14 protein-coding genes and 1 pseudogene are annotated in these 11,726 nt (G+C 70.9%); 8 read left to right on the top strand and 7 right to left on the bottom strand.

What is annotated here, in order from left to right:
* The 4 genes from recF to dnaA form a co-directional block, all read right to left on the bottom strand.
* Positions 1-671: DNA replication/repair protein RecF (gene recF, locus AC2W7G_RS03605; protein WP_485867235.1), on the bottom strand; the 671-nt coding region annotated here is incomplete at its 3' end.
* A 1-nt stretch (position 672) separates the two neighbouring features.
* Positions 673-1,602: a phosphogluconate dehydrogenase (NAD(+)-dependent, decarboxylating) gene (gnd, locus tag AC2W7G_RS03610; protein WP_485867236.1), complete on the bottom strand. Its 930-nt coding sequence runs from the start codon at positions 1,600-1,602 to the stop codon at positions 673-675.
* A gap of 38 nt (positions 1,603-1,640) precedes the next feature.
* Positions 1,641-2,783 (bottom strand): DNA polymerase III subunit beta, encoded by a 1,143-nt coding sequence (gene dnaN, locus AC2W7G_RS03615; protein ID WP_485867237.1) that lies wholly within the window; start codon positions 2,781-2,783, stop codon positions 1,641-1,643.
* 419 nt (positions 2,784-3,202) lie between these two features.
* A complete protein-coding gene (gene dnaA / locus AC2W7G_RS03620) occupies positions 3,203-4,678 on the bottom strand; it encodes a chromosomal replication initiator protein DnaA (protein ID WP_485867238.1) in 1,476 nt (491 codons plus the stop codon).
* Positions 4,679-5,022: 344 nt separating this feature from the next.
* Here dnaA and rpmH point away from each other — a divergent pair, with 344 nt between their 5' ends.
* The 8 genes and pseudogenes from rpmH to AC2W7G_RS03660 all read left to right on the top strand — a co-directional run bounded on the left by rpmH (position 5,023) and on the right by AC2W7G_RS03660 (position 9,714).
* Positions 5,023-5,160 (top strand): 50S ribosomal protein L34, encoded by a 138-nt coding sequence (rpmH, locus tag AC2W7G_RS03625; protein ID WP_485867239.1) that lies wholly within the window; start codon positions 5,023-5,025, stop codon positions 5,158-5,160.
* A 3-nt stretch (positions 5,161-5,163) separates the two neighbouring features.
* Positions 5,164-5,508: a ribonuclease P protein component gene (rnpA, locus tag AC2W7G_RS03630; RefSeq protein WP_485867240.1), complete on the top strand. Its 345-nt coding sequence runs from the start codon at positions 5,164-5,166 to the stop codon at positions 5,506-5,508.
* A complete protein-coding gene (yidD, locus tag AC2W7G_RS03635) occupies positions 5,505-5,747 on the top strand; it encodes a membrane protein insertion efficiency factor YidD (protein ID WP_485867241.1) in 243 nt (80 codons plus the stop codon). The genes rnpA and yidD overlap by 4 nt, the downstream gene beginning before the upstream one ends.
* A complete protein-coding gene (yidC, locus tag AC2W7G_RS03640) occupies positions 5,732-6,733 on the top strand; it encodes a membrane protein insertase YidC (RefSeq protein WP_485867242.1) in 1,002 nt (333 codons plus the stop codon). Before yidD ends, yidC begins: the two co-directional genes overlap by 16 nt.
* A complete protein-coding gene (locus AC2W7G_RS03645) occupies positions 6,702-7,166 on the top strand; it encodes a Jag family protein (protein WP_485867243.1) in 465 nt (154 codons plus the stop codon). Before yidC ends, AC2W7G_RS03645 begins: the two co-directional genes overlap by 32 nt.
* A 64-nt stretch (positions 7,167-7,230) precedes the next feature.
* Positions 7,231-7,782, top strand: coding sequence for a 16S rRNA (guanine(527)-N(7))-methyltransferase RsmG (rsmG, locus tag AC2W7G_RS03650; RefSeq protein WP_485867244.1), 552 nt, complete (start codon positions 7,231-7,233; stop codon positions 7,780-7,782).
* 93 nt (positions 7,783-7,875) lie between these two features.
* Entirely contained in the window at positions 7,876-8,832 is a 957-nt protein-coding gene (locus tag AC2W7G_RS03655; protein WP_485867245.1) for a ParA family protein, read from the top strand.
* Positions 8,832-9,714, top strand: a pseudogene (locus AC2W7G_RS03660) (ParB/RepB/Spo0J family partition protein). The gene AC2W7G_RS03655 and the pseudogene AC2W7G_RS03660 overlap by 1 nt, the downstream one beginning before the upstream one ends.
* Positions 9,715-9,795: 81 nt before the next feature.
* Here AC2W7G_RS03660 and trxA read toward each other — a convergent pair.
* The 3 genes from trxA to AC2W7G_RS03675 all read right to left on the bottom strand — a co-directional run.
* On the bottom strand, positions 9,796-10,122 hold the full coding sequence (gene trxA / locus AC2W7G_RS03665; protein WP_019144053.1) for a thioredoxin: 327 nt from the start codon (positions 10,120-10,122) through the stop codon (positions 9,796-9,798).
* A gap of 26 nt (positions 10,123-10,148) precedes the next feature.
* Positions 10,149-11,117, bottom strand: coding sequence for a thioredoxin-disulfide reductase (gene trxB / locus AC2W7G_RS03670; RefSeq protein ID WP_485867246.1), 969 nt, complete (start codon positions 11,115-11,117; stop codon positions 10,149-10,151).
* 71 nt (positions 11,118-11,188) lie between these two features.
* The coding region (locus AC2W7G_RS03675; protein WP_485867247.1) for a hypothetical protein at positions 11,189-11,726 on the bottom strand (538 nt) is incomplete at its 5' end.

Below are 11,726 nucleotides of genomic sequence, written 5' to 3' on the forward strand. Positions count from 1 at the left end.
GCGCGGTCGGCGGCGGCCAGCGCCGCCACGTTGACGTACGCCTCGGCCAGGTGCGGACCGAGGTCGTCCAGCAGCCGGGTGCGCGCGGCCATGAGCTCGGCGCCGGCCGTGGCCAGGTTCTCGTCCCAGATGTCCAGCGTGCTGAGCTCGGCCCGCCGGTTGCGGCCGGCGGTCTTGAGCAGCGTGTTGCGCTGGCGCAGGATGCGGTCGTACTCGGCGCGCGTGCCGGCCAGGCGCGGGGTGCGCAGCACCATGAGCGCGTCCAGGAACGCCCGGCGGTCCGACGGGTCGCCCTTCACCAGCGCGAGGTCCTCGGGCGAGAAGACCACGGTGCGCAGGATGCCGGCCAGGTCGCGCACCCGCGGCAGCGGCGAGCGGTTGACCCGCGCCCGGTTCGACCGGCCCGGGAGCAGCTCCACCTCCAGCAGCGCGGACCGCTCGCCGCGCTGCACCTCGACCCGGACGACCGCGCTGTCGGCGCCGGCCCGCACCAGGGGAGCGTCCGAGGACACCCGGTGCGAGGCCAGCGTCGCGACGTAGTCGACCGACTCGACGAGGTTGGTCTTGCCCTGCCCGTTGGCGCCGACGAAGACCGAGACGCCCGGGTCGAGCTCGATCTCGACCGAGTCGTAGGAGCGGAAGTCGTGCAGGGCCAGACGGGTGACGTGCATGTCAGACGGGGTCGGAGGGGTCCGCCGACGCCGGGTCGAGGCCCTCCTCCTGCGCGGCGCGCACCGCGTGACCGCCGAACTGCTGGCGCATGGCGGCGACCGCCTTCATCGCCGGCGACTCCTCCTGGCGGGAGACGAAGCGGGCGAACAGCGACGCGGCGATGGTCGGCGTGGCGACGGCGTTCTCGATCGCGGCCTCGACCGTCCACCGGCCCTCGCCGGAGTCCTCGGCGTAGCCGCGGATCTTCGACAGGCCGGGGTCCTCCTCGAGCGCCTTGACCAGCAGGTCGAGCAGCCACGAGCGCACGACCGTGCCCTCGCGCCAGGAGTCCATGACCTCGGTGACGTTGTCGACGAGGTCGACCTTCTCGAGCAGCTCCCAGCCCTCGGCGTAGGCCTGCATCATCGCGTACTCGATGCCGTTGTGGACCATCTTGGAGAAGTGGCCGGCCCCGACGCGTCCGGCGTGGACGAAGCCGGAGTCGCCCTCGGGCTTGAGCGCGTCGAAGGCGAACTGCACCTTGGCGACGTCGTCGGCCGATCCGCCGGCCATGAGGGCGTAGCCGTTGTCCAGCCCCCAGACGCCGCCGCTCACGCCGCAGTCGACGAAGCCGACGCCGCGCTCGGCGAGCAGCTGGGCGTTGATCTCGTCGTCGGTCCAGCGCGAGTTGCCGCCGTCGACGACGACGTCGCCCTCGCGCAGCAGCGCGCCGACCTGGCGGACGGTCTCGCGGGTCGGGTCGCCGGCCGGGACCATGACCCAGACGACCTTGGGGGCGTCCGAGGGCAGGGCGTCGACGAGCGCCTCGAGCGAGTCGACGTCCTGCAGGTCGGGGTTGCGGTCGTAGCCGACGACGGTGATGCCGGCGTTGCGCAGGCGGGTGCGCATGTTGCCGCCCATCTTGCCGAGACCGATGAGGCCGATGTGCACGCGGACCAGAGCTCCTCGCGGGGTGGGGGTGGGACCGGTCAGCTCTGCAGCCGGACCGGCATGATCAGGTAGCGGAAGGCGAAGTCGGGGGTGGCGCCGACCTCGGGCACGCCGGCGAGCGCGGCGGGCTTGGTGTGCTGGGTGAAGGCCAGGTGCACGACCGGCTCCTGCATGACCGACAGGCCCTCGAGCAGGTAGCTGGGGTTGAAGCCGATCGAGATGTCCGGCCCCTCGATGCTCGCCTCGATCGACTCCGAGGCCTGGGCCTCGTCGCCGCTGCCCGCCTCGAGCAGCAGGCTGCCGTCGGAGAACGTGAGCCGCACCGGGGTGTTGCGCTCGGCGACCAGGGACACGCGGCGCACGGCCTCGACCAGCGACTGGGTCGAGACGTAGGCGACCGTCTCGCCCTGGGTGGCGAACAGCTGGCGCACCCGCGGGAAGTCGCCCTCGAGCAGGCGGGTCGTGGTGCGGCGCGTGCCGGTGCCGACGGTGCCCTCGAAGCCGATGAGGCCGTCGCCGGCGTCACCGGTGGAGATCGCGATGGTGACGTCGCTGCCCGAGACGAGCGACTTGGCCGTGTCGGTCAGGACGCGCGCGGGGACGAGCGCGTGGCCCGAGACGTCGCCCTGCTCCGGCGCCCAGGCCACGTCGCGCAGGCTGGCGCGGAAGCGGTCGGTCGCCATGAGCGAGATCGTCGAGCCCTCCATCTCCAGGCGGATGCCGGTCAGGAGCGGGAGCATCTCGTCGCGGCCGGCGGCGGCGCCGGCCTGGGCCACGGCCTGGGCGAACTCGTCGGACTTCACCGAGCCCGACGCGGTGGGCATCGACGGCAGCTGCGGGTACTCCTCGACCGGGAGCGTCTGCAGGCTGAACCGCGAGGCGCCGCAGGTGAGCGCGACCTTCGTGCCGTCGAGCGCGAGCTCGACCGGCTTGTTCGGCAGCGACTTCACGATCTCGGCGAGCAGGCGGCCCGAGACGAGCACGCGGCCGTCGTCGATGACCTCGGCCGGCAGGGTCGCGCGGGTGGAGGTCTCGTAGTCGAAGCCCGAGAGGGTGAGGCCGTCCGGACCGGTCTCCACGAGCAGGCCGGCGAGGACCGGGACGCTCGGACGGTGGGGCAGGCTGCGGGCGGTCCATGCCACGGCGTCGGCGAGCGCGTCGCGTTCGATCCGGAATCTCACCTGGTGTCGCCTCTCGGGGATGTCGTGCTGGGGGAACGACACGAATCCTGCCACGGCGCCGGGGGTCTCGGGTACCGGACCTCGTCGGCCCGACGTCCACAGGACGGGCGGTCGTCCTGCTTCGGCTCTTCGCGCGTCGTGTAGTTCTGTCGTAGTCGTAGTAGCCGGTGTGGATCTCGTGGAAAACCCTTGATCGCCCTGCGATCCGGCCGACCCCGTGGACAGTCCTGCGGGTCGGGTCGTGGACGCGTCCCCGTCGGCTGTGGACGTGTCGTTCGTCCCCACACGGCGTTCACCGTCGTCCCCCGTCGCGTCCACAGTCGTCCACCGATTCCCACAGGTCTGTCCCCAGCTGTGTAAACACAAAAAAAGTGCCTCCCGGGTCGTCCGGGGGCACTTTCGGGGGCGTCGGAGCCGGTTCAGCCCTGCTTGGCCTGCTGCTTGATGCGGTTCGTGAGCTCGGTGACCTGGTTGTAGACGGCGTGCTTCTCGGCCATGAGCTTGCGGATCTTGCGCTCGGCGTGCATGACCGTGGTGTGGTCGCGGCCGCCGAACTCCTGGCCGATCTTGGGCAGCGACATGTCGGTGAGCTCGCGGCACAGGTACATGGCGATCTGGCGCGCCTGGACGAGGTTGCGGCTGCGGTTGGTGCCGCACAGCTCGTCGATGGAGAAGTTCGAGTAGGCGGCGGTCTGGGCCATGATCAGGCCGGCCGTGACGTCCGGCTCGCCGCCCTCGGGGATGAGGTCCTTGAGCACGATCTGGGCCAGCTGCAGGTCGACCGTCTGGTTGTTGAGGTTGGCGAACGCCGTCGCCCGGATGAGCGCACCCTCGAGCTCGCGGATGTTGGTCTGCACCTTGCTGGCGATGAACTCCAGCACGTCGGCCGGCGCCGTCAGCTTCTCGATCGCGGCCTTCTTGCGCAGGATCGCGATGCGCGTCTCGAGGTCGGGCGGCTGGACGTCGGTCGTCAGTCCCCACTGGAAGCGGGTGCGCAGGCGCTCCTCGAGGTGGTCCAGGTACCGCGGGTGGCGGTCGGACGTCATGACGATCTGCTTGTTCTCGTTGTGGAGCACGTTGAAGGTGTGGAAGAACTCCTCCTGCGTCTCCTTCTTGTTCTCCAGGAACTGCATGTCGTCGACGAGCAGGACGTCGGTCTCGCGGTACTTGCGCTTGAACGCGGCCTGCCGGTTGTCGCCGATGGAGTTGATGAAGTCGTTGGTGAACTCCTCGCAGTTCACGTAGCGCACCCGCGTGCCCGGGTAGAGGTGGAGCACGTAGTGCCCGATGGCGTGCAGCAGGTGGGTCTTGCCCAGCCCGGAGTCGCCGTAGATCATCAGCGGGTTGTACGCCTTGCCCGGCGCCTCGGCGACCGCGACCGCGGCGGCGTGCGCGAACCGGTTGGACGAGCCGATGACGAACCGGTCGAAGATGTAGCGCTGGTTGAGCCGGGCCTCGGCGACCGAGCCGCTGCGCGGGGCCGGCGCCTGACGAGCGGTCCAGCTGGGGACGAAGTCCTCGTCCTCGTCGTCCTCGTCGTCGTCCTCGACCTCCGCGGACGGGGCCGGCGACGGAGTCGGCGAAGCGTCAAAGTGATTTGTCGACAAGTCGTCATGACTGCCCGGCTGGTCGGCCAGGGACGGGTCGACCGTCACGCCCAGGCGGATCGGCTGCCCGTAGGCCGCACTGAGCGACTCCTCGAGCGCGGCGCGGACCCGGGTCTCCAGCTGGGTGCGGGTGAGGTCGTCGGGCACCGCGACGATCAGCGTGTTGCCGTGGAGGGTGACGGGCCGGGCCGAGTAGACCCAGACCTTCATGCCCGGAGACAGCGTCTCGACGGTGCGCGACCACGCCTCGACGGCGTCGTTCTCGTCGGTGGTCCCCGGATCGGTCATGTCTCCCCTTGCTCGCATCCACATGATTTTCCACAAGGTGTGCATGTACGGGGGTCCGTGACCCGTTCCGCTGTGGAAAAGCCCCCGCGACCCGGCGACGCTAGCAGCGTCGAGCGCTCGGTCACAAGTGGTTGGCTGGTTCGGGGACCACGGTACGGCGTGTCGTCTGGACGGCCGACGGCGGATCGTCTATTGCGCGCGAGTTTGACCGGACGGGAGGGCACCCGTACCGTTGGATAGTCGTTGTCACGACCACTGCCGCCTGCCCGCAGGACGACCATGTCCGCGGGCGAGCGGTGGCGATCGAGCATCACGCCGCCCGTCGACGAAGAACAGGATCCTCCGTGAGCAAGCGCACCTACCAGCCGAACAACCGCCGCCGCGCCAAGAAGCACGGCTTCCGCCTCCGCATGCGCACGCGTGCCGGCCGCGCCATCCTCTCCTCGCGCCGCCGCAAGGGCCGCGCCGAGCTGTCTGCCTGAGCCTTGCTCCCGCGTGCGCACCGCATGCGGGCGAGTGCGAGCTTCCGGTCCGTCGTGCGCTCCGGCGTGCGTGCGGGCCGTTCGCATCTCGTGGTGCATGCGTCCACGGCCCCGGCCCCGGTCGAGGTCGGCTTCGTCGTGAGCCGGCGCGTCGGGCCGGCCGTGGTGCGCAACCGCGTCAAGCGTCGGCTGCGCGAGCTCGTCCGCGCGCGTCTGGACGTGCTGCCCGCCGACGCCCACCTCGTGGTGCGCGCGCACCCCTCGGCCGCCCAGGCCACCTCGGCCGAGCTGGCCGCCGACCTGGACTCCGCGCTGTCGACCGTCGCCCGGCGACTGGTGACGTCGTGAAGCACGTCCTGGTCCTGCTGCTCAAGGGGTACCGGCTGCTCATCAGTCCGCTGTACGGCGACGTGTGCCGCTACTACCCCACCTGCTCGGCCTACGCCCTCGAGGCGGTGCAGACCCACGGCTCCGTGCGCGGCAGCTGGTACGCGGCGCGCCGTCTCGCTCGTTGCCATCCCTGGAGCGCCGGAGGAATCGACCCGGTGCCCGTCCGTCACGGAGGAACTGAATGCTCGACTTCCTAGGGTCGATCGGCTCGGCCATCATGACGCCGCTGTACTACGCGGTGTCCGGCGTGCTGCTGGCCTGGCACTGGCTCTTTGCCCAGCTGCTCGACCCCGACTCGGGCTGGACCTGGGCGCTGTCCATCGTCGGTCTCACCGTGACGATCCGCGCGCTGCTCATCCCGCTGTTCGTCAAGCAGATCAAGAGCAGCCGCAACATGCAGCTGCTGCAGCCCAAGATCAAGGAGCTGCAGAAGAAGTACGGCCACGACCGCGAGCGGCTGGCCCAGGAGCAGATGAAGCTGTTCCAGGAGACCGGCACGAACCCGCTGGCGTCCTGCCTGCCGATCCTCGTGCAGATGCCGATCTTCTTCGCGCTCTTCCGCGTGCTCGACCAGGCGGCCAAGAACGGGGCGGAGGGCGCGCGCGGCTTCCTGTCCGGCGAGCAGGCCGAGAGCCTGTCGAACGCCATCCTGCTCGGCGGCAAGATCGCCGACACCTTCGTGAACACGAACCTGTGGGAGACTCGCATCCTCGCGGTCGTCCTGGTCGTGGCCATGTGCGCCACGCAGTTCACGACCCAGCGCCAGCTCATGGCCAAGAACATGCCGGCCGAGGCCATGAACGGTCCGTACGCCCAGCAGCAGAAGCTCCTGCTCTACGTGCTGCCGTTCGTCTTCGCCATCTCCGGCGTCGCCTTCCCGATCGGCGTCCTCATCTACTGGACGACCACGAACCTGTGGACCATGGGCCAGCAGTTCTACGTCATCCGCCGCAACCCCGCTCCCGGCACGCCGGCCTTCGCGGCCAAGCAGGAGCGCGACAAGGCCAAGGGCAAGTCGTCGCCGCGGAGACCGAGGTGGCCGAGACCGAGGAGCAGCGTGTCGTCCGTCAGCGTCAGCAGCCCAAGAAGCAGCCGCGCAGCCAGCGCAAGAAGGGCCAGAACCCGAACACCGGCAACGGGAAGGGGAACCGATGAGCCAGGAGAAGCTGATCCGCGAGGGTGACATCGCCGCGGACTTCCTCGAGGGTCTGCTCGACATCGCCGACCTGGACGGCGACATCGACATGGACGTCGACGGCGACCGCGCCTCGGTGTCCGTCTCGGGCGGCGACCTGCGCTCGCTCGTGGGCCGCGACGGCGAGGTGCTGGACGCGCTGCAGGAGCTGACGCGGCTCGCGGTGTACCGCGAGACCGGTGAGCGCAGCCGGCTCATGCTCGACGTGGACGGGCACCGTGCCGCCCGCCGTGCGGAGCTGGTGAAGCTGGCCGAGGAGGCCGTGGCCCAGGTCAAGGACTCCGGCGAGCGCGTCGCCCTGGCGCCGATGTCGCCGTTCGAGCGCAAGGTCGTCCACGACGTCGTCGCGGAGGCCGGCCTGGCCAGCGAGTCCGAGGGTCTCGAGGACGCGCGCCACGTGGTGGTGCTCCCCGGCTCGTGACGGTTCACGTGAAACGACTCCCCCCGCCGAGGCGGTCGCGCTGTTCGGCGACCGCCTTGCGGCCATGGGGGCCTATGCCGACCGCCTGGCCACGGACGGCGTCGAGCGTGGACTGATCGGTCCGCGCGAGGTTCCGCGCCTGTGGCAGCGGCACCTGGTCAACTGCGCCGTGGTGCTCCCCCGCGTCCCGGCCGGATGCGCTGTCGCGGACGTCGGCACCGGCGCCGGCCTGCCGGGCCTCGTGTGGGCGATCGCCCGGCCCGACCTGCGCGTCACCCTCATCGAGACGCTGCAGCGGCGCACGACGTTCCTGCAGGAGGTCGTGGACCAGCTGGAGCTGTCCAACGTCGAGGTCGTGCGCAGCCGGGCCGAGGACGTCCACCGCACGTTCGACGTCGTGACGGCGCGCGCCGTGGCGCCGCTGGGCAAGCTGGCCGGCTGGTGCCTCCCGCTGACCGCTCGCGACGGCGTGCTGCTGGCCCTGAAGGGCCGCTCGGCGCAGGACGAGGTCGACCGCGACGCGTCCGTGCTCGAGAAGCTCGGAGCGCGGTCTATCGTGGTCACGACCTATGGACCCCAGGACGACCCGACGACCGTGGTGGAGGTGCAGCGATGAGCGAACCGACCGGATGGCCGTGGACGACCCCGCCCTCCCCGCAGCCTGTGGGCTGGCTGCGCCCGGTTCACGTGAAACGCAGGAGTCGCCTCGATGAACAACCCCCTGGGTGGGCCCTCGGCCGGCGCCCTGGCCGGCCCCGGCGCGGGACTGGGGCTCGACGACGCCACTCCCCTCGCGCGCGAGGCCGCGGACCACGTGCAGCTGGCTGCCCGGGTCGAGCGCACGCAGCGCTTCGACCGCCCGGCCGACACCCGCATCTTCGTGGTGGCGAACCAGAAGGGCGGCGTCGGCAAGACGACCACGACGGTCAACGTCGCCGCCGCCCTCGCCCTGCGCGGCCTCCACGTGCTCGTGGTGGACCTCGACCCGCAGGGCAACGCGTCGACCGCGCTGAACATCCCGCACGCGGAGGGCACGCCGGGCGTGTACGAGGCGATCGTCGAGGGTGACGACGTCGTCGACCTGGTGCAGACCTGCCCGGAGATCCCGACCCTGGACGTGCTGCCGGCCTCCATCGACCTCGCCGGCGCCGAGATCGAGCTCGTATCGCTCGTGGCGCGCGAGTCGCGGCTGGACAAGGCGCTGCAGGCGTACCTCGACGTGCGCGAGCGCGCCGGTCGCCGGGTCGACTACGTGCTCATCGACTGCCCGCCGTCGCTCGGCCTGCTGACCGTCAACGCCATGGTGGCCGGCCGCGAGGTGCTCATCCCGATCCAGTGCGAGTACTACGCGCTCGAGGGCCTGGGCCAGCTGCTGCGCAACATCGACCTCGTGCGGGCGCACCTGAACCCGCGCCTGGAGGTGACGACCATCCTGCTGACGATGTTCGACGCCCGCACCAACCTGTCGGCCGGCGTGGCCGCCGAGGTGCGCGAGCACTTCCAGGACAAGGTGCTGCGCACGGCCATCCCCCGGTCGGTGCGCATCTCGGAGGCCCCGAGCTACCAGCAGACCGTCCTCACCTACGACCCGACGTCCTCCGGGGCGTTGTCGTACCTGGAGGCGGCGCGCGAGATGACCGTCATGGCGAACCGGCTGGAGGACTGATGGCACGACGTGGACTGGGCCGTGGGCTCGAGGCGCTGATCCCGGCGACGCCGGCCGAGGCGCAGGAGTCCGGCCTGCAGGAGATCGAGGGCGCCCGCTTCGCCGAGATCCCGCTGGACCAGATCGTGCCGAACCCGCGCCAGCCGCGTCAGGTGTTCGACGAGGAGCACATGGCCGAGCTGGTGCACTCGATCAAGGAGATCGGGCTGCTGCAGCCGGTCGTCGTGCGCCAGACGGCGCCCGACGCCTACGAGCTCATCATGGGCGAGCGTCGCTGGCGCGCCCACCAGCAGGCCGGCCTGGGGACGATCGCCGCCGTCGTGCGCGAGACCCAGGACGAGGACCTGCTGCGCGACGCGCTGCTGGAGAACCTCCACCGCAGCCAGCTCAACCCGCTGGAGGAGGCGGCCGCCTACGAGGCGCTGCTGCAGGACTTCGGGTGCACCCAGGAGGAGCTGGCCCGGCGCATCGGCCGCTCACGTCCGCAGATCAGCAACACGCTCCGACTGCTGCGACTCTCCCCGGCCGTGCAGCGCCGGGTCGCCGCCGGTGTGCTGACCGCGGGCCACGCCCGCGCGCTGGTCTCGATCGACGACGCCGAGGTGCAGGACCGGCTGGCCCAGCGCGTCGTCGCCGAGGGACTCTCGGTGCGCGCGCTGGAGGAGCATCGTCACCCTCGGCCCGGACGGGCGGGCCGAGCGACGCGTCTCGCGCCCCCGGCCCACCGCGCCGAAGCTGGCCGACGTGTCGGCCCGGCTCTCGGACCGGTTCGAGACGCGGGTCAAGGTCGACCTCGGCCGCTCCAAGGGCAAGATCACCGTGGAGTTCGCGACGCTCGAGGACCTCGAGCGGATCGTGGGCCTCATGGACCCGCAGGCCTGATCCATCAGGCCGATGACTCCCAGAAAAGCAATAAGTCGACAAGTTGCCTTGTCGACTTATTGCTTTAGTGACTGACTACGGTCAGGCGGTGTACTCCTCGAGCTCGGCCAGGATGGCCGACTTCGGGCGCACGCCGACGATCGACTTCACGACCTCGCCCTGGTAGTACAGGTTGATCGTGGGCAGGCCGGTGACGCGGTACTGCGCGGGCGTGACCGGGTTGGCGTCGGCATCCATCTTGACGATGGTGAGCTTCTCGCCCTTCTCCGCGGCGATCTCCTCGAGGATCGGCGCGACCTGGCGGCACGGGCCGCACCAGCTGGCCCAGAAGTCGACGAGGACGGGTCCGTCGGCCTCGAGCACCTTGCTCTGGAAGTCGGCGTCGGTGACAGCTTCGATGTTGGCCACGAGGGCTCCTTCGGGTGAGTGGTGGGTCAGAGGAGGGACTCGGCCGGGGCGGGCGCTCCGGCGAGCGAGAGGTCGGCCAGGTACCGCTCGGCGTCCAGCGCGGCCGAGCACCCGGTGCCAGCGGCGGTGATCGCCTGACGGTAGGTGTGGTCGACGAGGTCGCCGGCGGCGAACACGCCGGGCAGGTTGGTGGCCGTCGAGCCGGGCTGGACGAGGACGTAGCCCTCGTCGTCCAGGTCGACCTGGCCCTTGACCAGCTCCGAGCGCGGGTCGTGGCCGATGGCGATGAACAGCGCCGACGCCGGGACGCGGCGGGTCTCGCCGGTCACGGTGTCGCGCAGGGTGACCGCCTCGAGCAGGCCGTCGCCGTGGATCTCGGCGACCTCGGAGTTCCAGGCCATCTCCAGCTTGGGGTTGGAGAAGGCGCGCTCCTGCATGATCTTGGACGCGCGCAGCTCGTCGCGGCGGTGGACCAGCGTGACCTTCGAGCCGAAGCGGGTCAGGAAGGTGGCCTCCTCCACGGCCGAGTCGCCGCCGCCGACGACGAGGATCTCCTTGTCGCGGAAGAAGAAGCCGTCGCAGGTCGCGCACCAGCTGACGCCGTGGCCGGACAGCCGGTCCTCGCCCTCGATGCCGAGCTTGCGGTAGCCCGAGCCCATCGCCAGGACGACGGCGTGCGCCTGGAAGGTGCGTCCGTCGGCGAGCGACACGGTCTTGATCGCGCCGGTGAGGTCGACCGCGGTGACGTCGTCGGCGATCAGCTCGGCGCCGAAGCGCTCGGCCTGGGCGCGCATGTTGTCCATGAGCTCGGGGCCCATGATGCCCGTGGGGAAGCCCGGGAAGTTCTCGACGTCCGTGGTGTTCATGAGCGCACCGCCGGCGGTGACCGAGCCCTCGAAGACGAGCGGCTCGAGGTTGGCGCGGGCGGCGTACACCGCTGCGGTGTAGCCGGACGGGCCCGACCCGATGATGATCAGGTTGCGAACGTCGGACATGGACGACCTCTCGGTGGACGGCTGTGCTGGAGTCAACGCAGTCTAGGCGGTCGCTATTCCGGGGCCGGACGTCACGGCCGTCCGCGGACGACGACCTCCTGGACCTGCCCCTGGAAGACGCCGGGACGCACCTGCGGGACGCGGCTGATCCACACCACGACGTAGCGGCTCAGCACCTGCTCGCCGAGCGCCAGGCGCACCCGACCCTCGGCGTCGCGCTGGGTGGCGACCAGGCGCATCCCCACCGGCGAGCGCGGACGGCGCTCGAGCGTGGAGGACGTGTAGACCGCGAGGCTCGTCGGCCCGGGCACGGTGACCTCCACGGAGGTCAGCTCGTGCTGCGCGCCCAGGTCCAGGACGAGACCGACGCCGTCCTTGAGCCCGGCGAAGTCCGGCGAGCCGAAGTACTCCGACGTGCGCCACGCGGTGTCGAGCGAGCCGTCGACCGCGAGCGGGGCCTGCGCGGAGTTCTCGTCGCCGTCGGTGCCCTCGGGGTCGATCGCCGTGACGCGGTCGACGCTCAGGCGCGAGATCTCGACGCGCTCGGCGGCTCGTACCCGCCGTCGTCGCCGTCGACCTGGGCCGCGACCCAGCCGAGCAGCCGGCCGA

The organism is Aeromicrobium sp. PFPM2_SD2 (assembly GCF_057364525.1).